Origin of the sequence: Amphritea opalescens (assembly GCF_003957515.1) — a bacterium.
Taxonomy (GTDB): Bacteria; Pseudomonadota; Gammaproteobacteria; order Pseudomonadales; family Balneatricaceae; genus Amphritea; species Amphritea opalescens.
The window spans coordinates 72,330-94,329 of record NZ_RQXW01000008.1; the positions used below are offsets into that span (position 1 = coordinate 72,330).

Annotated in this window: 20 protein-coding genes and 2 pseudogenes; 17 read left to right on the top strand and 5 right to left on the bottom strand. The window is 48.8% G+C overall.

The annotated features are described in order from the left end of the window. Window positions 1-101: 101 nt before the first annotated feature. Entirely contained in the window at window positions 102-875 is a 774-nt protein-coding gene (gene gloB / locus EH243_RS10490; protein WP_126158615.1) for a hydroxyacylglutathione hydrolase, read from the bottom strand. Between the two features lie 123 nt (window positions 876-998). Here gloB and EH243_RS10495 point away from each other — a divergent pair, with 123 nt between their 5' ends. Genes EH243_RS10495 through dnaQ form a run of 3 tightly spaced genes read left to right on the top strand, consistent with a single transcriptional unit; the run spans window position 999 to window position 2,951 of the window. Then, window positions 999-1,784 carry a class I SAM-dependent methyltransferase gene (locus tag EH243_RS10495; protein ID WP_126158616.1) on the top strand — a complete coding sequence of 262 codons (786 nt, stop codon included), beginning with the start codon at window positions 999-1,001 and terminating at the stop codon, window positions 1,782-1,784. Next, a complete protein-coding gene (gene rnhA, locus EH243_RS10500; protein ID WP_126158617.1) occupies window positions 1,768-2,214 on the top strand; it encodes a ribonuclease HI in 447 nt (148 codons plus the stop codon). Before EH243_RS10495 ends, rnhA begins: the two co-directional genes overlap by 17 nt. 14 nt (window positions 2,215-2,228) lie before the next feature. Then, the gene (gene dnaQ, locus EH243_RS10505) at window positions 2,229-2,951 is read left to right on the top strand and encodes a DNA polymerase III subunit epsilon (protein WP_126158618.1); all 723 of its coding nucleotides are present in this window, start codon (window positions 2,229-2,231) and stop codon (window positions 2,949-2,951) included. 144 nt (window positions 2,952-3,095) lie between these two features. On the opposite strand, the gene nhaB is transcribed toward dnaQ, so the two are convergent. Continuing rightward, window positions 3,096-4,595 carry a sodium/proton antiporter NhaB gene (gene nhaB, locus EH243_RS10510; RefSeq protein WP_126158619.1) on the bottom strand — a complete coding sequence of 500 codons (1,500 nt, stop codon included), beginning with the start codon at window positions 4,593-4,595 and terminating at the stop codon, window positions 3,096-3,098. Between the two features lie 245 nt (window positions 4,596-4,840). Between nhaB and nudC the strand changes: the two genes are divergently transcribed. Further along, window positions 4,841-5,614 (top strand): NAD(+) diphosphatase, encoded by a 774-nt coding sequence (gene nudC, locus EH243_RS10515; RefSeq protein ID WP_126158620.1) that lies wholly within the window; start codon window positions 4,841-4,843, stop codon window positions 5,612-5,614. Here the strand turns inward: nudC and EH243_RS10520 are convergent. Continuing rightward, entirely contained in the window at window positions 5,611-5,946 is a 336-nt protein-coding gene (locus tag EH243_RS10520) for an SCP2 sterol-binding domain-containing protein (protein ID WP_126158621.1), read from the bottom strand. The genes nudC and EH243_RS10520 overlap by 4 nt on opposite strands. A 124-nt stretch (window positions 5,947-6,070) precedes the next feature. Here EH243_RS10520 and sohB point away from each other — a divergent pair, with 124 nt between their 5' ends. The 7 genes and pseudogenes from sohB (at window position 6,071) to EH243_RS10550 (ending at window position 11,037) form a co-directional block, all read left to right on the top strand. Beyond that, on the top strand, window positions 6,071-7,141 hold the full coding sequence (sohB, locus tag EH243_RS10525; RefSeq protein WP_126158622.1) for a protease SohB: 1,071 nt from the start codon (window positions 6,071-6,073) through the stop codon (window positions 7,139-7,141). Between the two features lie 158 nt (window positions 7,142-7,299). Beyond that, window positions 7,300-7,425, top strand: a pseudogene (locus EH243_RS18900) (helix-turn-helix domain-containing protein); the annotation flags it as partial. Between the two features lie 177 nt (window positions 7,426-7,602). After that, window positions 7,603-7,929, top strand: a pseudogene (locus EH243_RS18905) (TetR/AcrR family transcriptional regulator); the annotation flags it as partial. 19 nt (window positions 7,930-7,948) lie between these two features. After that, window positions 7,949-8,425, top strand: a complete 477-nt coding sequence (locus tag EH243_RS10535) for a L,D-transpeptidase (protein WP_126158624.1) — start codon at window positions 7,949-7,951, stop codon at window positions 8,423-8,425. A 7-nt stretch (window positions 8,426-8,432) separates the two neighbouring features. Beyond that, window positions 8,433-9,452: a beta-N-acetylhexosaminidase gene (gene nagZ / locus EH243_RS10540; RefSeq protein ID WP_241235055.1), complete on the top strand. Its 1,020-nt coding sequence runs from the start codon at window positions 8,433-8,435 to the stop codon at window positions 9,450-9,452. 16 nt (window positions 9,453-9,468) lie between these two features. Further along, entirely contained in the window at window positions 9,469-10,584 is a 1,116-nt protein-coding gene (locus EH243_RS10545) for a mechanosensitive ion channel family protein (protein ID WP_126158625.1), read from the top strand. Between the two features lie 48 nt (window positions 10,585-10,632). Then, the gene (locus EH243_RS10550; protein ID WP_126158626.1) at window positions 10,633-11,037 is read left to right on the top strand and encodes a DUF2750 domain-containing protein; all 405 of its coding nucleotides are present in this window, start codon (window positions 10,633-10,635) and stop codon (window positions 11,035-11,037) included. A gap of 90 nt (window positions 11,038-11,127) precedes the next feature. Here EH243_RS10550 and EH243_RS10555 read toward each other — a convergent pair whose 3' ends face one another. Together EH243_RS10555 and mfd are read right to left on the bottom strand one after the other, a co-directional pair. Next, window positions 11,128-11,853 carry a CsiV family protein gene (locus EH243_RS10555; RefSeq protein WP_164549100.1) on the bottom strand — a complete coding sequence of 242 codons (726 nt, stop codon included), beginning with the start codon at window positions 11,851-11,853 and terminating at the stop codon, window positions 11,128-11,130. A 29-nt stretch (window positions 11,854-11,882) separates the two neighbouring features. Further along, entirely contained in the window at window positions 11,883-15,329 is a 3,447-nt protein-coding gene (mfd, locus tag EH243_RS10560) for a transcription-repair coupling factor (RefSeq protein ID WP_126158628.1), read from the bottom strand. A gap of 301 nt (window positions 15,330-15,630) precedes the next feature. On the opposite strand from mfd, the gene EH243_RS10565 reads away from it, so the two are divergent. The 6 genes from EH243_RS10565 (at window position 15,631) to nqrE (ending at window position 21,991) form a co-directional block, all read left to right on the top strand. Continuing rightward, a complete protein-coding gene (locus tag EH243_RS10565; RefSeq protein WP_126158629.1) occupies window positions 15,631-17,067 on the top strand; it encodes a glyceraldehyde-3-phosphate dehydrogenase in 1,437 nt (478 codons plus the stop codon). Window positions 17,068-17,393: 326 nt separating this feature from the next. Next, entirely contained in the window at window positions 17,394-18,731 is a 1,338-nt protein-coding gene (locus tag EH243_RS10570) for a Na(+)-translocating NADH-quinone reductase subunit A (RefSeq protein ID WP_126158630.1), read from the top strand. 2 nt (window positions 18,732-18,733) lie between these two features. After that, window positions 18,734-19,945, top strand: a complete 1,212-nt coding sequence (locus tag EH243_RS10575) for an NADH:ubiquinone reductase (Na(+)-transporting) subunit B (RefSeq protein WP_126158631.1) — start codon at window positions 18,734-18,736, stop codon at window positions 19,943-19,945. Next, window positions 19,932-20,720: a Na(+)-translocating NADH-quinone reductase subunit C gene (locus EH243_RS10580; RefSeq protein ID WP_126158632.1), complete on the top strand. Its 789-nt coding sequence runs from the start codon at window positions 19,932-19,934 to the stop codon at window positions 20,718-20,720. Before EH243_RS10575 ends, EH243_RS10580 begins: the two co-directional genes overlap by 14 nt. A gap of 3 nt (window positions 20,721-20,723) precedes the next feature. Next, window positions 20,724-21,383, top strand: coding sequence for an NADH:ubiquinone reductase (Na(+)-transporting) subunit D (locus EH243_RS10585; protein ID WP_126158633.1), 660 nt, complete (start codon window positions 20,724-20,726; stop codon window positions 21,381-21,383). Next, on the top strand, window positions 21,383-21,991 hold the full coding sequence (nqrE, locus tag EH243_RS10590) for an NADH:ubiquinone reductase (Na(+)-transporting) subunit E (RefSeq protein WP_126158634.1): 609 nt from the start codon (window positions 21,383-21,385) through the stop codon (window positions 21,989-21,991). The genes EH243_RS10585 and nqrE overlap by 1 nt, the downstream gene beginning before the upstream one ends. Window positions 21,992-22,000: the final 9 nt, after the last annotated feature.

A 22,000-nucleotide genomic window follows, 5' to 3' on the forward strand; every position in this document is an offset into this window, starting at 1 on the left:
AGTGAAGGCAGCATTTTAGGGGGGCATTATCGGTGGGTCAACCGTTAATGCTCCTTGGGTGTGTCATATCAATAGTCATTGATTTAACAGTAGATTCACCGTCAAAATTGATTCTTCCATTCGCGTATGGCGGCAAAAACGGCCACGTCGGTGGATAGGGGGTTATGGCTAAACTGTTCGGCGGATTGTTTGACAGATGTTTCGTTATAGCGGAGAAAGGGGTTGATCTGTTTTTCCGTTGCGATCGTGGTGGGGAGTGTCGGTAGGCCCGCCTGCCGTTGTTGGGTGCACTGCTTAATGGCGGCGGTTATCTGAGGGTTTGTCGGTTCAACCGCGGCGGCAAAGGCGAGATTGGCGAGAGAGTATTCGTGGGTGCAGTAAACCTCGGTGGTATCGGGTAGGCCTTTATAGTATGCCATCGCCTGGATCATCTGCTCAGGATTGCCTTCAAAGAGTCTGCCGCAACCGGCAAGAAATAGGGTGTCACCACAAAAAACCTGTGGGGTGGTATCGGCTAAATAATAGCTGATGTGGTCGAGGGTATGCCCCGGCACTTCATGGATTGTCAGTTGCTGTCCCAATAGTTCGATTTGGTCGTCGTTGCTCAGTTTATGGTTGATGCCCTCGAAAGGGGAGTTGGCGGGCCCGTATACGTCGGCGGAGTGCTCAAGGCTGAGTTGGTTGACGCCGCCGGTATGGTCTGCGTGGTGATGGGTGACGAGAATAGCGGTGAGTTGAAGGTTGTTGTCTTTCAGGTAGCGGTTAACAACATCGGCATCACCGGGGTCGACAACGGCCACTGCTTGAGAACCGGGCACTGTCAGCGCCCAAATATAGTTATCATCAAAAGCAGGAATCGGGGTGACATTAAACATTTTAGGCCTCGGCTGAATCAGATTTGTCAGATATAGTAGTAAAGGATAAAGCGTAAAGGCAGATGTATTTGCCTTATTGCAAGATTAACCTATTCACAGCGGAGCGTTAAGCGCTAATACTATATGGTTTTTAAACGACAGCCCCCTCTCGATGAATGGTTACCCGAGTTACGTCAGTGGTTTGCGACAGATCTTGGTCAGCAACTATTAGCGTCTGAGCGGGCATTACTGGATCGCTTGTTACCCACGATGTTTGGTTATCATCTGTTGCAGATCAGTATTGATAACCGCTTAGATCTCGTGCATGAAAGCCCTGTTCGGCATCAGGTTAAGGTCAATCCACTGACTGAGTTGGGATTGCCCGACAATGCCGTTATTGCGCGTAATGAAGAGTTACCCTTTGAGAACAACAGTATCGATGTGGTGGTGCTGCACCACGCACTAGACTTTACACAAAGCCCGCATCAGGTGTTGCGTGAAGCGTCTCGAGTATTGAGGCCTGGGGGGTATTTGCTGAATCTAGGGTTTAACCCTATTAGTTGGTGGGGCGTTTATCGGCGGCTTAAATTTAATAAAAACACGGTGCCGTGGCAGGGGCATTTTATTAGCCCTCAGCGGATGCATGATTGGCTTGCCCTGTTGGAGCTGACGGTGGTAAAAGAGCTGTCAGATTATTATCCTTTACCCTTTGAAAAAGAATCTTGGCGTCACCGCTCTCGTTTGATCGAAGCGATGACGCGGCGTTGTTCGTCCCATTGCGGGGCATTTATGTTACAGGTTGCGCGTAAAGATGTGGGGGGCATGACGCCCATAGAACCCGTTAAGAAACAGCGTAAGCTAATTAATATGCCGTTGGTTGAGCCCTCAACCCGCGGCGCCCGAGGAAGTGTGAGTGAAGAAAAAAATTAAGATTTATACCGATGGTGCCTGTAAGGGGAATCCCGGTCCTGGTGGTTGGGGAGCGGTACTGCAGTATGGCGAACATGCCAAAGAGTTGTTTGGTGGTGAGTTGACGACGACGAATAACCGGATGGAGTTGATGGCTGCGATTGAAGCCCTATTGGTGTTGAAAGAGCCTTGCGATATTGTGTTAACCACTGACTCCCAATACGTGCGTAAAGGTATCACCGAATGGCTTGCTGGCTGGAAGCGTAATGGCTGGAAAACAGCAGCTAAGAAACCTGTTAAAAATGCCGATCTCTGGCAGCGTCTTGATGAGCAGAACGCACGGCATCAGATTGAATGGAAATGGGTGAAGGGCCATAGCGGTCATCCCGGCAATGAGTTGGCCGATCAGCTAGCGAACCGAGGGGTCGAGCAGGCCCTGCAACAGGCATAAGTGATAGAAAGTTAATGAGACAAATTATACTGGATACCGAAACCACGGGTATCGACCCCAAAGAGGGGCATCGAATTATCGAGATTGGTTGTGTTGAGATGATGAACCGTCGTTTGACGGGGCGGACCTATCATCGTTATTTGAACCCTGATCGGGCCATTGATGAGGAAGCTATTCAGGTGCACGGTATCACCAATGAATCATTGGTGGATGAACCTCGCTTTCCCGATATTCAGGATGAGTTTCTGCACTTTATTCGTGGGGCCGACCTCGTTATTCATAACGCGCCCTTCGATTTGGGCTTCATGGATAATGAATTGCGGCTCAATAATCACAATGAGCGAATCAAGGATTTTTGTCAGATAACGGATACCTTGGCGCTGGCACGTAAGAAGCATCCCGGGCAGAAAAATAACCTAGATGCTCTGTGTCGTCGCTACGGCATAGATAACAGTCATCGTGAATTGCACGGCGCCTTGCTTGACTCAGAGATTCTGGCTGACGTGTATCTCATGCTTACCGGTGGGCAGAAAAACCTGCTATTGGCCGGTGAGGAGGATGGTTTTGATGGCGTTGATCAAATTCGACGGCTCAATAATAGCAGTGAGCTGAACTTAACCGTACGCTCAGCAGGTGCCGCAGAGCTTGAGGCGCACAATGCTTATATTAGTCGGTTGGATGGCAAGACAGGAAGCATCTGGAGCCAGATAGGGGTGATTCCAAGCGACACCGAGTAATGGTTGCGTCGACATGGGTTGTGATCTTAAATGTTTTTGTAATAGATAGCGTTTAAGACAGAGTATTTAAACAAGAAAAAGGCTGATGTCATGACATCAGCCTTTTTTTGTTACCGAGCCATTCCTGATGGCAACGTCGGTCGCTTATAGGAAGTGGGTTACGGCAAAGTAACCGGTTAGGCTCATGACGATGGTGTAGGGCAGGGCCATCCATACCATGGTGCCATAGGATAAGCGGATAAGCGGTGCGAGCGCAGAGGTTAGCAGGAAGAGAAACGCTGCTTGTCCGTTGGGTGTGGCTACGCTGGGGATGTTGGTGCCGGTATTGATCGCAATGGCGAGCAGATCAAAGTGCTCACGGGTAATCGAGCCTTCATGGAGCGCTTCGAGAACTTCATTGATATACACGGTGGCAACAAAGACGTTATCGGAAATAGCGGATAATACGCCGTTCGCGACGAAGAATATCCCCGGTTGAACCTGGGTATCCATCGCCAGTACGGAGGCGATGATCGGCTGGAATAGATGTTGCTCATGAATAACGGAGACGATGGAGAAGAAGACGACCAGCAATGCTGTAAAGGGCAGGGCTTCTTCAAAGGCCTTGCCGATCTGGTGCTCTTCGACGATTCCGTTAAAGGCGGTCAGGAGAATAATAACGGTTAGGCCGATTAAACCTACAGCCGCGAGGTGGAAGGCTAAGGCGAGTACGAGGAAAAACGCCACTAGAATCTGAACAAAGAGTGCTAGCTTGTCGGATTTAGTGAGTTTTCTGTCCTGTTCTGCGGCGTAGTCTTCTAAGATGGCGCGGACGGAATCGGGGATATCGGCGCCATAGCCAAACCATTTAAGTTTTTCCAACAGCATGCAGGTTGCAAGACCGGCAAAGAGTACGGGCATAGTGACCGGCGCCATGAGGGTGAAAAACTCGACGAAATCCCAGCCTGCTTTTTGGGCGATCAGTAGGTTTTGTGGTTCGCCTACCAGTGTGCATACCCCACCCAACGCAGTACCAACGGCACCATGCATCAGTAGGCTGCGTAAGAAGGCGCGAAATTGATTCAGGGTTTCGTGGTGGTCTTGGTGTACATGTTCATCATCGCCGTGGTCATGGGCTTCTTGCTGAGACTGTTTACCTGAAGCGACTTTATGGTAAACCGCATAGAAGCCAACCCCGACGCTGATTAATACCGCGGTAACGGTCAGCGCATCGAGAAACGCCGAAAGCAGTGCGGCAAATAGCGAAAACATCAGTGATAAGATGATTTTAGAGCGAATTTTTAGCAGTAATTTGGTGAATACCCATAAAAGCATATCCTTCATGAAGTAGATGCCTGCTACCATAAACATCAGTAGTAGGATGACTTCTAGGTTGGCTGCGACTTCATGGTAAACCGAATCTGGGCTCGCCAGTCCGATGATGATCGCTTCTAGAGCAAGTAAGCCCCCAGGTTGCAGTGGGTAGCATTTTAGCGCTAGGGCGAGGGTGAAGATGAATTCAAAAATCAGCATCCAGCCGGTGATAACGGGGCCGACCGTGTAGAGAAGAATCGGGTTGAGAATCAAAAAAAGTACAATGGCTTGCTTATACCATATGGGGGAGTTGCCAAGAAAGTTCTTAATAAGAGCCTGCGTAGTGGTCATCGATACGGGGTCCTGTGCCAATTCGGGCTTATGGAAAGTTGCTGTAGATCAGGTTAATAATAGTGATTACAGTCTTTCCAACGTATGTTAAGTAGTTAAAGCTATTATAATTTTGCGGTAGATTAGCAGGAGTTGCGCTAAATCAAAAGCCTGCTTAACCTGTTAAGAATACTCTAGTCTTCAGGTTGTCTGTATGCCTGAATCCACCATTTAGTGATCTGTTTTTGTTTAGGTTCCATTATATTATGAAAATTGAATATATTTATGCCACTGGAGACCGGGTCTGGTCAGACCCTCAAGGTCGTTGGTTATTTGCGCAACCCTGCTGTGATCATGGGCTTGCAATAGAGGAATATGATCTCACATTGCTACCTGAGCAGCCGATTAGGCTGGTTGTTATGCCGGAAGCTGAGTTGCGGGATCAAGCCTCGGGGTTGCAGCTACGACAACTGTTGTCGCGGACCGATGAAGCGCAGTTCCCGCTACTCTCTCGAGCGGCTCAGGTGGTTACCTGGAGTGGTCATCATCGTTTTTGCTCTCGCTGTGGCGATGCCTTAGTGCATCACGACCATGACTTGGCTAAGCAGTGTAACGGTTGCGGTTTAACCCAGTATCCTCGTTTATCGCCCTGTATTATTACCTTAGTAACGCGGGGCGAATATTGTCTACTCGCCCATGGGATTAGGTTTAACGAAGTACGTTACAGTACGTTGGCCGGATTTATTGAGGCGGGGGAAAGTGCGGAAGATGCCTTATCACGAGAGGTGCGTGAAGAGGTGGGGGTTGAGGTTAACAATATTCGTTACCACTGCAGTCAGTCTTGGCCTTTTCCGCATTCTTTGATGTTTGGTTTTTTTGCGGATTATGTGTCTGGCGAGATTGTGCCAGAGCCTGAAGAGATCGTTGATGCGCGTTGGTTCCATTACACTGAATTGGATGAGGCGCCGATTCCGCCGCCCTTTACCATTGCCCGGCAGCTGATCGATGCCTTTCATGCCCGTTGTGTTAAAGCAGATTAACGCTGCTTTTGTTTGCTGAAAAACTTACTTAAGCGCGTCGCTAACATGACGTTGCCCTCGGCTCTGAGTTTGCCGCTTAGGTAAGCGCTCATGCCATCTTTTTGCCCCGTGACAACGCTAATAAAGGTTTTGCTGTTGGTTATTAACGTGATATCGGGGTCCTGATGTTCGCCCCGTTCAACCCTGAGCTGCTGTTCGGCGATGCTGAAATAAAAATCATCGGCATCGTCTAATACGAATTGGTATGTGGCCGTGATGCCCTGTGTATTTTCAGGGATAAAGCGGCTGGAAAGCTTTTCGATAACCTGAGTGACGGTGATAGTATCGGACATGTTAATTCAGCTCTCCAATTTTATGTAACAGTGATATTGCCTACGAGGGTTGTATGTTACATTACCCAACTATAAATCAATATATTGAATTGCCCTGAAAGGGCGTATTTATCTGGAGTGTTAGGTGGTCGATTTTCTGGCAAATTACGGATTGTTTCTGGCAAAAGCGTTGACGGTAGTCGGTGCTTTGGTTCTCGTCTTGATCGCGGTGGCGGCCGTCGCCTCACGGAATAAAAAAGACAATAAAGATGGCTATCTCAGTGTTCATAGTATGAACGAGACACTGGAAGATATGGAACATGCATTGAAAGAGGTGGTGCTAGACCCTGAGGTGTATAAGCATCAACTTAAAGCTGAAGAAAAGCAGGACAAAGCGGATGCTAAAGCACGCAAGAAAGCGCTGAAAAAAGCGGAGCCGGTACCTGAAGCTGACCGTAAGCGTGTATACGTGCTGGATTTCGATGGTGATATTAAAGCCTCAGAGCTTGAGCCTCTACGTGAAGAAATCACCGCAGTGCTGACCATGGCAACAGACAAGGATGAAGTGGTTGTGCGCTTGGAAAGCCCCGGCGGCATGGTGCATAGCTACGGCTTGGCATCCTCGCAACTTGAGCGTATTAAACGTCAAGGCATTCCGTTGACGGTCTGTGTCGATAAAGTGGCCGCCAGTGGTGGTTATATGATGGCTTGTCTAGCCGATAAAATCGTCGCAGCCCCTTTTTCGGTGTTAGGGTCGATCGGTGTCGTTGCACAGATACCTAACTTTCACCGTTTGCTGAAAAAGCATGATATTGATTATGAAATTCTAACCGCGGGTGAATATAAACGCACCATGACGGTGATGGGTGAAAACACTGAAAAAGGCCGGCAGAAGTTTATTGAGGAGCTGGAAGATACACATAGCCTCTTCAAAGAGTTTGTTGGTGAGTTTCGCCCGCAGGTTGATTTAGAAAAAGTAGCCACCGGTGAAGTCTGGTTTGGCCGTCGTGCGTTGGATGTTAACTTGGTTGATGAAATCTCAACCAGTGATGAATATCTGACAAAAGCCTGCGATGAAGCCGATGTCTACCTGGTACGTTTTGAATACAAGAAAACCCTTCAGGATCGTATTTCAGAGATGTCAGTTAAAACAACCGATACGTTATTCACCAAGTGGGCGGGCCGTATTTTAAACCCCCGTTTACTGGCTAAGTAACCAAAATGGTAGGAGAAATCACCTTATTATGACATTTTCGCTTATAATCCTTATCTCTGTGTTTTAAACATGGTAGTACTGCCTTGTCTAAAACGATAAAGGATTATAAGCCGATTACGGGGGCGTTGATGCAACAGTCTGCAACCGCAAAGAAAATTATGTCATCTGCCGAAGCTCTGTTCGCTGAACAGGGCTTTGCTGAAACCACCATGCGTGAAATTACCAGTGCGGCTAAGGTTAACCTTGCCGCCGTTAATTACCATTTTGGTTCCAAAAAAGGGTTAATTACCGCGGTGGCGGAAAAATACCTCACGCCATTAGTTGCTAATCTTAATGAGGCACTCAGCGAAAGGTTGACGTTAGACTCAGATAAAACCATTACCGCTGAAGAGCTGTTAGAGATTCTTATGCGAACCCTGTTGCGGGTGGGTAAGGTTAAGCGGTTTGCGTTGCCGGTTTGCATGCGTCTGCTCGAGCTCATCTATATGAAAAATCAGGCAGAGCTGCGAGATGAGATGATCAGCCGGTATCGTAGCTCCTTCAGCTGTTTTGTCGATTTGATACGTAAAGATTCTGCCATCATGAGTGATGAGGAGTTTTTCTGGCGGCTGCATTTTCTGATGGGATCGATTGTTTTTACTCTGTCTAATTTTCAAACGCTGGTGGCGCTCGAAATGCGCGAGTATGAGCGTTCGGCTGAGGTAGAGCGTACGCTGCATCGTCTCATTCCCGTCTTGGTGGCGGGTTTACATGCCCGCGCCGACAGTACTCCCTTTACCCGTCTGTGACGGGTTATCCTCTTTCTTTATGCATATACATATCTCGTTAGCCCGCCAAACCCTTGAGTTACGGCGGGACTTCGTCTGTCTTGAGTGTTATTCGGTTTCAACCGCCTTGAATGGCCCAGGTGAGCAAAAAAACAGTGGTTGTACGCCGCGAGGCGAACATCTGATTCGCGCTAAAATTGGCGCGGGTAAACCCTTGAATACTGTGTTTATTGGGCGTCGAGACACGGGTGAAATCTATACGCCGATGCTCGCAAAGCGCTATCCAGCACGAGACTGGATTCTCAGTCGTATAATCTGGCTCTCTGGTTGTGAAATAGGTCGCAATCGCCTCTCTTGCGTTGATACAATGCAGCGCTATATATACATTCACGGCACGCCGGACACTGAGCCGATGGGGCAGCCGTTATCCCATGGCTGCATCCGGATGCGCAATATTGATATTGTGTCTTTGTTTGAGCATGTGAATGTCGGAACCCGAGTTTTCATAGAAGAGTAAATTACGAATGTCTGGAGCATTGATGCTGGACATCGCCGGCCTAAGTCTGACAGCTGAAGATAAACTGCTGCTACAGAACCCTCAGGTCGGTGGTCTTATTCTGTTTAGTCGTAACTATCAGTCACCCCAACAACTTTCTGATCTGATTCGTGAGATTCGTGCCTGCGCGCCCCGAATCTTGATTGCTGTCGATCAGGAAGGTGGTCGTGTTCAACGTTTTCGTGAAGGTTTTACGCGATTGCCGCCCATGGCGGTGTTGGGTGAGCTTTATCGAAAGAGTTCGGTTGAAGCTTGCGAGGCGGCCTGTCAGTTAGGTTGGTTGATGGCCGCAGAGTTGATCAGCTATGGTGTTGATATTAGCTTTGCGCCGGTATTGGATCTGGATTTTGGTGTCAGTGCTGTCATCGGCGACCGAGCGTTCTCGGCCCAGCCGGAAGCGGTGGCTGCGTTAGCGGGGGCTTTTATTCGCGGAATGCGAGAGGCCGGTATGGCGGCAACCGGTAAACATTTTCCTGGGCATGGTTGGGTGGTGGCTGATTCGCACTTAGCTATCCCAGTTGATGAGAGGCCACTTGCCGAGATCGAAGCGCAAGACTTGATACCTTTTGCACGTTTGATGGCACAAGGATTAGATGCGGTGATGCCTGCACATGTTATCTATCAGCAGGTTGATGATCGGCCGGCGGGCTTTTCGCCTTATTGGATAGGTCAGCGGCTACGTCAGGAGATGGGGTTCGATGGCGTCGTCTTTAGTGATGATCTAACGATGGAGGGGGCCAGTGTCGCAGGTGGTTTTGAATCCCGTGCAGCGCAAGCACTCGAGGCGGGATGTGACATGCTGGTGGTGTGTAATGACCGTGCGGCAGCGTTGCAGGTTTTGCATCACCTAGAGGCCGTCAATCATCCCGGTTCGGTACGTATTGCGCGGATGAATGCCGCTCAGCATTATGATATTGATACTATTCGTAGTACTGAGCGCTGGCATCAGGCCGTGACATTAGCTAATCAGTTAATCGATATTAAATAAGCGTTGGAGTGACACCATGCAGGAGCAGCTTGCACAGGTTTTTACCGAGTTAGGCTTGGACGGCTATAAAGATGCTTGGATTTTCCAGGTGTTTTTGGTGGTTTTTATAACCATGTTGGTCAACTTTATCTCAAATAGAGTGTTTGGCCGGTTAGAAGAGCAATTAGCTAAAACGCGAAATGTTTGGGATGACCTTTTGCTGCATGCCGCTCGTCGACCGATTGCGATGTTAATCTGGGTGTTGGGTTTGAGTCTGGCGTTTGAGTTAACCGACCCTGAAACCGGTTCGGTATTGGTTAAATTGGTGGAACCGTTACGCCGAGGATTGGTGATTGTAATGATCGCCTGGTTTATGATCCGCTTTATCCGACAGGCTGAAGGCGTGTTGGTGAGTGAAGAGAAAGTTAAAAATCCGATGGATGAAACCACGGTGGGGGCGCTGGGTAAATTGCTGCGTCTGTCGATTATTATCACCACGGTGCTCGTTGTACTGCAAACCTTTGGTTACAGTATTTCTGGGGTATTGGCGTTCGGTGGTATTGGTGGTCTTGCGGTTGGTTTTGCCGCGAAAGATCTCCTAGCAAACTTTTTTGGCGGCTTGATGATCTATCTCGATCGCCCCTTTAAGGTGGGCGACTGGGTACGCTCGCCGGATAAAGAGATTGAAGGCACCGTCGAAGATATTGGTTGGCGTTTAACCTGTATCCGTACGTTCGATAAACGGCCTCTCTATGTGCCTAACGCAACCTTTGCGAGCATCTCATTAGAGAACCCTTCGCGTATGACCAATCGGCGTATTTATGAAAAGATCGGTCTGCGTTATGAGGATTCCGCATTGGTGAGCGGTGTGATTGATGATGTTAGGACGATGCTGATGAACCATCCTGAAATCGACAATCGCCAAACATTGATCGTTAATCTCAATAGTTTTGCGCCCTATTCGTTGGAGTTTTTTATCTACACCTTCACTAAAACGACTAACTGGGTGCGTTTTCATGAAATCAAACAGGATGTAATGGGCAAAATTATCGATATCGTGCATGAGCATGGTGCTGATTTCGCCTTTCCTACCCAAACGATCCATCTTGAGGGTGGTGACACTCATCCGTTGGTGGATCAGCCTGGATCGTGAAATTAGACCTCTTATTTAATATTTGCCCGTTGGGCGCTGGAGATATGTGTGACTGCTGAGCAGAATGAACGAGAAAAAATAGCGTCCTCCGATGCGGAGCAGCGCTTCGATTACCTGATTAGTCGGGTCGTCGAAACCGATGAGTTATGGATCCTGACCGATGAGCAGGGTAGCGTGATGCTCAATACCGATGATGAAGACTGTGTGCCGGTATGGCCCGATCAAGCATTTGCTGAGCAGTGGGCTACCGGCGAGTGGTCTGAGTGTGAGGCGATGCCCATCACCTTAAAGCAGTGGAATTTTCGTTGGACACCGGGGCTAGAAGAGGATGGTTTTGCGGTGATCGTCTTTCCGTTGGCGGGCGAGGACGGAGATGAAAATGGCCTCGTGGTATGGCCTGAAGAGCTGGATATGATGCTAACCCGTGAGGTTAAGCGCGCTCGTAAGAAGTGAATGAATAGCTAGTCTGTTCTATCTATGAAAAAAAACGGAGCCTCGGCTCCGTTTTTGTTATCTGTTTCTTGATGTGCCGCTATTATCGGTTTATTGCCCCGCGCGGGTGATTCTGACCAGCATGCCAAAGAGTGGGTGGTCAATATAGTGCAGATCATTGCGGCGCATTCGGCGGGCAGACTTCATTTCCACCGTAAGAAAATCAGGCACGGTAGTTTGAGTTAAGTAGCGGTTGCCGTTACTGCTGTCGCTGCCATCAATACCATCGTTATTAGCCGGTGTTAGGCTGTCAGCGCCGTCAGTTAGGCCTGCTGTGTTAGCGTTGCTATGGGTAACCGGCGTTAAGAGCATATTGCTTTCAGTCGGTGTTAATCGACGGCTGTGAAACAGGTCGCTGCGAAAGTGCAGGTAACGGCCCTTATCGACAGAGATATAACCATCGAGTTCGTATAAGCCGTTATCAAGAATATCGCCGCCATTGATATGGACGACATTTCGATCTTTGGTGCTGCCGATCGGTTGTATCCATGCTTCATGAAAGAGTACATGATAGCCTGCGCTGCGTCTTAGGCTTGCTTGCTTGGCGTTAAGTGATAGGGATGATTTAGGTAGGCGAGTGAAATAGCCATTACGCTGGCCGGCCTGATAGTAATTCAGTGAGCGGCTAGGGCGGGGTGGAATGCTGTCGATGGTTGGCCAGATTTCATCGTCCAGTGTGTCGGACGCTAATCGGCTAAATATAAGCAACTCGACCTTATAGTTGCTGGTAGCGGCCTGTACTGTTGTGCTGCTTAACAGTATCAGGGTCAGAGTCATTACGATCCCTGAAGCGAGCTTGGTCATTATCAATTCCCGGTCAATTGCTGGAGGAGCTGTTCTACCGCTTGAAAGCGTTGCTCTATTTTATCCATCTTCATGGTGAACTTCAGCTGACTTGAGCCACCAAACTGAAATTTTTGTGGTTGTTGCTGTACCAGTTGTACTAGTTTGAAAGGATCGATGGCGGTATCGGCTTCAAAATCGATGCGGCCGCCTTTCTCCCCTGCGTCAATTTTGCAGATTCCGAGCTGTTCGGCTTGAAGCTTGAGCGATGTTTGCCGGAACAGATTTTTGGTTTGTTCTGGCAGAATACCGAAGCGGTCGATCATTTCGATCTGTAGCTCTTTTAGATCGGTTTCGTTCTTACCATTGGCAATCCGTTTGTACATGATGAGGCGGTTATGGACATCCGGTAGATATTCATCAGGAATCAATGCGGGCACCCGTAAGTTAATTTCGACACCGATTTTAAGCGGGGCATCAAGATTAGGTGTTTTGCCTTCGCGAATGGCATCGACCGCCTGTTCTAGCATCTCCATATAAAGCGAAAAGCCGATGTTTTGAATCTGGCCGCTTTGCCCTTCACCTAGCAGTTCTCCGGTACCTCTGATCTCCATATCGTGGGTGGCGAGCGTGAAGCCGGCGCCGAGCTCGTCGGCGCTGGTGATCGCTTCAAGGCGTTTTGCTGCATCGGTGGTCATCGCTTTAGGGTGGGGCGTCATCAGGTAAGCGTAGGCTTGGTGATGTGAGCGACCCACGCGGCCACGTAGCTGGTGCAATTGAGCGAGGCCAAACTTATCGGCGCGATCGATGATAATGGTGTTGGCGTTAGGTAGATCGATACCGGTTTCGATGATCGTCGTGCAGACGAGTACATTAAAGCGCTTGTGGTAGAAATCGGACATGACCTGTTCGAGCTCGCGCTCGCGCATCTGCCCGTGACCGATGCCAACCCGAGCTTCCGGGATGAGTTCGCTGATCTCGGCGGCGGTCTGTTCAATATCTTTGACTTCATTATGTAGATAGTAAACCTGTCCACCTCGAAGAAGCTCTCGCAGAATCGCTTCTTTTTTTAGCGCTTTGTCGGTCTGGCGAACAAAGGTTTTGACCGATAAGCGGCGGGCAGGTGGTGTAGCTATGATGGAAAGATCACGGATACCCGACATCGCCATATTAAGTGTGCGAGGGATCGGCGTGGCGGTCAGCGTAAGAATGTCGACTTCTGAGCGCAGTGATTTTAAGCGCTCCTTCTGCTGTACCCCGAAGCGGTGTTCTTCATCGATGATCAATAAGCCTAGATCGCTAAACTTAATATCGCCCTGCAGTAATTTGTGGGTGCCGATCACAATATCGGTTTTACCCTGTTCTAAGGATTCGATCACGGCGTTGCTTTGTTTGCCTGAGCGGAAACGGGAGATTAGTTCAACATTGACGGGCCAATCGGCAAAGCGGTCGCGGAAATTTTCATAATGTTGCTGTGCCAGCAGGGTGGTGGGCACCAGTATCGCAACCTGTTTGTTGCTTTGAATCGCCATAAAGGCAGCGCGCATCGCTACTTCTGTTTTACCGAAACCTACGTCGCCGCAGACTAAGCGGTCCATCGGCTGCGGGGATTTCATGTCGTTGATAACGGCCTGAATAGCGTTCGCTTGGTCAACGGTTTCTTCAAACGGAAAGGCGGCGCTAAAGCTGGCGTAGTGTTCGTCAGGCGAATTAAACTGATGGCCTCGGCGTGCCGCGCGCCGGGCATAGATATCAAGCAGTTCGGCAGCGGTATCGCGGACCTTCTCGGCGGCTTTGCGGCGCGCTTTGCTCCACTGCTCGGTGCCTAGCCGGTGTAGTGGTGCGAGTTCGTCACCCGCGCCGGAATAACGGCTGATCAGGTGTAGTGACGTGACCGGTACATAGAGGTTGGCGTCGTTAGCGTACTCGAGTTTCAGGAATTCAGAGGTTTGTGAATCGAGATCGAGGGTAACCAAGCCGCGATAACGACCCACGCCGTGATCTATATGTACCACGGGAGCGCCTAGGTTGAGTTCGGTCAGATTTTTGATGATCTGATCTGACTGCTCCTGTTGTTTGGAGCGGCGACGACGCTGAAAAACTTGATGGCCGAATAGTTGTGTTTCGGTGATTAGGTGAAACTTACCGGGGGCGCTGAGGCCGTGTTCCAGCGGGAAAATACAGATGCTGATCGGATAGCCATCATCAAAAAACTGCTGCAGGTTATCAACCTGATGAGGTTTGATGTTGATGCGTGCTAGCAGCTCCATCAGGGCTTCACGTCGGCCAGCCGATTCCGCGCACAGTAGGACTTTATCTTGAGTCTTAGCGAGAAAGGCGTCGATCGCCGCTAGGGGCTTGGCTGCCTGAGCATGAACGGTGAGTTCCGGCGGTTCTATTAACGAGAGGTTGTAGCGGCCGGAAGCGGCTTTCGCTTGGGTTTTAGCTTGCTGTAGCTGAATACGTTGTCTTTGTTTAAGAATCGTAAATAGCTCTGTCGCCGGCACAAAGAGTTGATCTGGGGCGAGAATAGGGCGTTCAATATCGTAACGACGCTCTTCATAGCGTTCTTGTACATCTTGCCAAAATTGTTGGCAGTGATTCTCTAGATCTGTTTCTGCCAGAATCATGACATTTTCTGGTAGATAGTCGAATATGGTCGCACATTGGTCGAAGAATAGCGGGAGATAGTATTCAATGCCCGGTGGCGTCATGCCATCGTTAATATCCTGATAAACAGAGCAGCGTTTATAGTCGACATCAAAGGTTTCGCGCCAGCGCTGTTTGAAATGACTGATGGCGGCTTTATCAAAAGGAAACTCTTTGGCGGGCAGAACACGAATATTGTCGACTTTATCAATCGAACGCTGAGACTCTGGGTCAAAGCTGCGTAGGGTGTCGACCTCGTTATCAAAAAGCTCGATGCGATAAGGAACGGCGCTGCCCATGGGAAAGATATCAATAATGGAGCCGCGAATGGCAAACTCGCCGTGTTCAAAGACGGATTCGCTAAGCTGATAGCCCGCATCCGTGAGCTTGTGGCGCATCTCGTCTAGATCAAACGCCTGGCCTTGATCCACTATGAGTGCGTTACCATCAAGAAACGACTGTGGAGCCACACGATGCATCAAAGTGCTGGCGGGGATGATAAGCACGCCCCGTTGTAATTGCGGCAGTTTGAATAGGGTATTGATGCGCTCGGAGATAATATCTTGATGTGGCGAAAAATTATCGTAGGGCAGCGTCTCCCAGTCGGAGAAAACCATGCATTCAAGGCTGTTGTTACTATAAAAACGGATCTCAGACTGAAGTCGGGTGGCGCTGTCGCTATCGTTGGTGATGCAGAGTATCAATCCCGAGTGTTGCTGGGCAATGTCGGTCGTTAATAAGCCGCGGCCGCTGCCTAAAAGGTTGCCTATTCTTCGGATATCGCCTGGAGATTGGGGTAATTGATACTCTTCTTTAAACACTGACGTTGAGCTCCGTTAAACTGATGAAAGGCTTCATCGAACAATTATACTGAAGAAAGCGACAATACTGCTCTGGCCGCATATCTTACGTCCCACGGGGCAAAAGTACAGCCCGTTCAGTGCAATAACTTGCTGTCCTGAGGGGGTAAATTTTTGTCTGAAAGGGTCTATTGTGGCACATAGGTTATCTATCTAAGTCTAAAGTGTAGCGTTTCCGATTTGCTCATGTTGTTTTAAAAGTGGATAATGCGCGCAGCAAAATTGACTGCTATTTAGACTACTACCTTCTATGGAGTGAGCCGTGAGCCAAGATAAAGTGTTAGCTGACTGGAAAGGTCGCGAAGCATTAGCTGAAGAGATGATTCCACTTATTGGACGTCTGTTTCGTGATAAGCATGTTGAGACGTCTGTTTATGGCCGTCTTATTAACAAGCGTTCAGTTGTCGATGTGATGAAAGCGCATCGCTTTGTACGTCAGCTTGAAGATCAGGAACTGTCAGTACATGATACTTATCCCGTGTTGAAAGCATTGGATACGATTGATGTCAAAGGGGCTCATGTCGATGTGGGTAAGCTGGCGGTTAAATTCCGGGAGCAGGCCGATGGCGTTTCCATGGAAGATTTCCTAGCGGCTGAATTAGCGCCAGTGGTTGGCGGTGCTGAATCAGAATCTACCGATGTCGTGCTATATGGCTTTGGTCGTATCGGGCGCTTGTTGGCTCGCTTGTTGATCGAACGTACTGGCGGTGGTCACTCTCTGCGCTTACGTGCCATCGTTGTTCGCAAAGGTAAAGCGACTAACGATTTGGAAAAACGGGCTAGCTTGCTGCGTCGTGATTCAGTTCATGGTTCATTCCATGGAACGATTCAGGTCGATGAAGAGAACCAGGCCATTATCGCTAACGGTAATCTGATTAAAGTCATCTATTCCGATGGTCCTGATCAGGTAGATTACACCGCGTACGGTATCGATAACGCATTAGTGTTGGATAATACGGGTATTTGGCGTGATGAGGCCGGCCTCTCTCTACACTTGAAGTCTAAAGGCGTGGCTAAAGTAGCGCTAACAGCGCCAGGTAAAGGGATTAAGAATATCGTTATGGGTGTTAACCATGGTGATATCGAAGACAGTGATAGAATTCTGTCAGCGGCCTCTTGTACCACGAATGCGATTTCGCCGGTCTTGAAAGCGATGGATGCTAAGTACGGTGTGACCAATGGTCATGTTGAAACGGTGCATGCCTATACCAATGACCAAAACCTGATTGATAACTATCATAAAGGTGATCGTCGTGGTCGTGCGGCGGGTCTGAACATGGTTATTACCGAAACAGGTGCGGCTAAAGCGGTATCTAAAGCGCTACCTCAGTTAGAAGGTAAGCTGACCGGTAATGCGATTCGTGTACCTACACCCAACGTCTCGATGGCTATCCTGAATCTGAATCTTGATTCTGCAACCAACAAAGAAGAGCTAAACACCTATCTGCGTGATATGGCGTTGCATTCACCGTTACAGAAGCAGATCGATTACAGTAACTCGCCTGAAGCGGTTTCATCTGACTTTGTCGGTTCGCGTGCGGCTGGTGTTGTCGATGCTTTGGCGACGATTGCCGAAGGTAATCGTTGTGTGCTCTATGTTTGGTATGACAACGAGTTCGGTTATAGCAGCCAGGTAATCCGTATGGCTCAGCGTATGGCTAAATGTACTTTACCTGCGTTCCCTAAAGCCAAGGTTTAATACGACTTTAGATGTATAAAAACCGCCCTAAGAGGCGGTTTTTTATTGGCTTTTTTAATATATGCTAAAAAAACACCCTCTTAGAACTTAAAGTTCTATCTCTGATTTGCTAATAATGGCCTAAAAGCCCCCTTTAGTGGTCGCTCTTGTAGAAAAATTACCTTCTGATCTTTATACTTAACCGGTTTTTGGGTTGGGGTAATCCCGTCCATTGTAGGGTTATTGCTTTGGTTTGCGACATCAGGGGACAGTGTTGCAGAGTCGGAGGCATAGTGCTCTGCAGGAAGGGATCCTAAGAAAATTATAATAGAGATTGGGTGAGGCGGATGATCAAGATCAAACAGGGTCTGGATCTACCTATAGCAGGCGCACCAGAACAGACTGTTTCGACAGCTGTTGAGGTTAAGTCTGTTGCCGTGATCGGCTTCGATTATCAAGGCATGAAGCCTACGATGCGGGTCAAGGTGGGGGATCGAGTAAAACTCGGTCAAGTGATCTTTTCCGATAAGAAAACGGAAGGTGTTGATTTTACAGCACCAGCGGCGGGTGTGATCAAAGAGATCAACCGCGGTGACAGACGTGTTCTACAATCGGTTGTTGTTGAAATAGATGGTAATGAAGCGGAGCAGTTCGCGAAATATGATGTGGCTCAGCTGTCGTCACTGACGGTTGAACAAGTACAGGATAACCTGGTTAAGTCAGGTGCCTGGACTGCATTGCGGACACGCCCGTTTAGCAAAATTCCACAGCCAGGCTCGCAGCCTGCATCGATTTTTGTCACGGCTATCGATACGAATCCTCTGGCAGCAAATCCAGAGGTTGTTATTGCTGAGCAGAAAGACGCTTTCGTTAACGGTTTAACCGTGTTGACACGGTTAACTGAAGGTAAGGTCTTCTTGTGTAAAGCTGCCGGTGCCGATGTGCCGACAACAGACGGCGTGACGGTTGAAGAGTTTGCTGGAATACATCCGGCTGGCAATGCGGGAACGCATATTCATTTCCTAGACCCAGTGTCTGCGTCTAAGACGGTTTGGACCGTGGGTTATCAGGATGTGATCGCTTTTGGCCAGTTGTTTACCACGGGTGAGCTTTATACTGATCGTGTGATTGCGATCGGTGGGCCTCAGGTCACTAAGCCGACGCTTGTGCGTACTCGTTTAGGTGCAAACCTTGATGAATTGCTGGCTGGCCGTACTGAAGGTACACATAATCGTGTGATCAGCGGATCGGTGTGGAACGGTCGTCGTGCGCAAGGGCCTCTGGCTTATCTGACACGTTACGCCAATCAAGTATCCGTGCTGGAAGAGGGTGATCAGCGTGAATTCCTAGGCTGGATTAAACCTGGTGCTAATAAATTCTCTGTACTGAACATGTTTGCCTCTGCGCTGAACTCGTCTAAGAAGTTTAACTTCACCACGACGACTAACGGTTCTGAGCGGGCCATGGTGCCTGTGGGTCAGTTTGAACGACTGATGCCATTGGATATTCTTCCTACGCAGCTATTGCGTGCTCTGGTCACCGGTGATGTCGTTCATGCGATGGAATTAGGTTGTCTCGAGCTTGACGAAGAAGACCTCGCGCTATGCACATTTGCCTGTCCGGGCAAGTATGAGTATGGCCAGATCCTTCGCTCCAACTTGGCGCGTATAGAGAAAGAGGCCTGATCATGAGCTTACGAAATATTCTCGATAAAATGGAGCCGCATTTCCATAAAGGCGGCAAATATGAAAATTGGTATGCGCTGTATGAAGCAGCCGATACCATTTTTTATACTCCGGGTCATGTGACTAAGACGGCGGCACACGTACGTGATGCTGTTGATTTGAAGCGCATCATGATTCTGGTTTGGATGTGTACATTCCCAGCAGTCTTCTTTGGTCTGTACAACGTCGGTTTTCAGGCTAATACAGCCATGGCTGCGATGAACATTACTGAGCCATCAACGTGGCAGGGTAGTATCGCAGGGGCGCTGACTAGCTTTGACCCTGATAGCCTGTGGGATAACATCATCCACGGGGCATCTTACTGGTTGCCGATCTACCTAGTGACTTTCGTCGTGGGTGGTTTCTGGGAAGTGTTGTTCGCTATGAAGCGTGGCCATGAGGTTAACGAAGGTTTCTTTGTGACCTCTATCCTGTTTGCGCTGATTCTGCCGCCAACGATTCCTTTGTGGCAAGTCGCACTGGGTATCAGCTTTGGTGTGGTTATCGGTAAAGAAGTCTTTGGTGGAACCGGTAAAAACTTCCTTAACCCTGCTCTGACGGGCCGTGCCTTCCTGTTCTTCGCATATCCTGCGCAGATGTCAGGTGATGCGATCTGGACAGCGGTTGATGGTTTCTCTGGCGCGACCCCTCTGGGTCTAGCGGCTGCCGGTGGTGTTGACGCTATTCTGGCGCAGAACATTACTTGGTTTGATGCCTTTATCGGTAACATTCAGGGTTCTGTTGGTGAGGTATCTACCTTCGCGATTGCCTTGGGTGGTTTGGTCTTGCTGTTTGCGAAAGTAGCCGCCTGGCGTATTGTGGCCGGGGTGTTCTTGGGTATGACCGTGATGGCAACCCTGTTGAACTTAATTGGTTCTGAAACCAATGCAATGTTCTCGCTGCCGTTCTACTGGCATATGGTGTTAGGTGGTTTTGCGTTCGGTATGTTCTTTATGGCAACCGATCCTATCTCTGCATCGATGACCAATACGGGTAAGTGGTACTTCGGTGCTCTGATCGGGGTGATGGTTGTTCTGATCCGCGTAGTTAACCCAGCGTTCCCTGAAGGAATGATGCTGGCGATTCTGTTCGGTAACCTGTTTGCACCGCTCATCGATAACTTTGTCGTGCAAGCAAACATCAAACGGAGGGCGATGCGACATGTCAGCGAGTAAAGATTCTATCGGTAGAACACTTACCGTAGCTGTTCTGTTGTGCGTAGTCTGTTCTGTGGTTGTTTCTGCAGCCGCTGTGCTGTTAAAGCCAAAACAGATTGCAAATAAGAACCTTGACCGTCAAACCAATATACTGGCAGCTGCTGGTATTGCGACGGATGGCAAGGATGTTCAGGCATTGTTTGATGAGCTTATCGAAAAGCGTTTTGTTGATCTGCGTACCGGTAAATACACGACCGTTGCCGATCCAGCGCGTTACGATGCTAGTAAAGCAGCCAAAGAAGCGGATACAGGTATCAAGCTAAGCCGTGAAGATGATATTGCTTCGATCAAGGTGCAGGCTAAAGTTATGCCTGTGTATCTTGTGAAAAGTGATGCACCACAGGGCTTTGATAAGATGATCCTGCCGGTTCATGGTTACGGCCTCTGGTCGACTCTTTACGGCTTTTTAGCGTTAGAGTCTGATCTGAACACCGTTGTTGGTCTGGGCTTTTATTCCCATGCGGAGACGCCGGGGCTTGGTGGTGAAGTTGATAACCCTAATTGGAAGGCGCTATGGCCTGGCAAGCAGGTTTATCATGAAGGTTCTATGGAGCCTTCTCTGAGCCTGATAAAAGGCAGTGTTGATAATGCATCAGCAAATGCTAAATATCAGGTTGATGGGCTTTCCGGTGCAACACTGACCAGTCGCGGTGTGACTAACCTGGTTCACTTCTGGATGGGTGAAAATGGTTATGCACCATTTCTATCAAATCTGAAAGCAGGGGGGGCGTAAATTATGTCTCAAGTTAAAGATGTCCTGATTGGGCCGATTTTTAACAACAACCCGATCGGCCTGCAGATCCTCGGTATCTGTTCCGCACTAGCGGTAACATCTAATCTGGGTACTGCCTGTGTTATGGCGTTGGCGGTAACGGTAGTTACGGCCTTTTCCAACATGTTCATCTCGATTATCCGTAATCAGATTCCCGGTAGTATTCGGATTATCTGTCAGATGGCGATTATCGCCTCGCTGGTTATTGTGGTGGATCAGATTCTGAAAGCCTATGCCTATGAGATTTCTAAGCAGCTTTCAGTCTTTGTTGGTTTGATCATTACTAACTGTATCGTAATGGGCCGTGCGGAAGCATTTGCGATGAAAAACCCTCCTGGTATCTCCTTTTTGGATGGTATCGGTAACGGTCTGGGCTACGGTGTAGTGCTGCTGTTTGTTGGTTTTATTCGTGAACTGTTTGGTGCTGGTAAACTGTTTGGTGTTGAAGTTCTGCCGTTGATCACTGATGGCGGTTGGTATCAAGCGAATGGTTTGTTGCTACTACCACCAAGCGCGTTCTTTATTATTGGCATGTTCATCTGGTTGATTCGTACCTTTAAGAAAGATCAGGTCGAAGCACCAGAATTTGAGCTGGCGAAGAACTCTCAGAAGGAGGCTGCGTAATGGAACAGTATATCAGCCTTGCTGTTAAGGCGATCTTTGTTGAAAACATGGCGTTGGCATTCTTCTTGGGAATGTGTACCTTTTTGGCGATTTCCAAAAAGGTAAAAACAGCTGTGGGTCTGGGTATTGCGGTTATCGTCGTGTTGGCGATTACGACACCGATCAATAACCTGATCTATAACCTATTGCTGCGTGAAGGTGCGTTGGCATGGGCCGGTTATCCTGATGTTGATCTAAGCTTCTTAGGTTATATCTCCTATATCGGTGTTATCGCGGCGATTGTGCAGATCTTGGAAATGTTCCTCGATAAGTATGTTCCTGCGTTGTACAACGCTTTGGGCGTATTTCTACCGTTGATCACCGTAAACTGTGCCATCATGGGTGCTGCACTGTTCATGGTTGAACGTGACTATACCTTTGGTGAGTCCGTTGTCTATGGTACGGGTGCGGGTGTTGGTTGGGCGTTGGCAATTGCTACTCTGGCCGGTATTCGTGAGAAACTTAAATACAGCGACGTACCGGAAGGTTTACGTGGCCTAGGCATTACCTTCATCACTGTTGGTTTGATGTCTCTGGGTTTCATGTCTTTTTCCGGCGTGCAGCTGTAATTGCTGTCG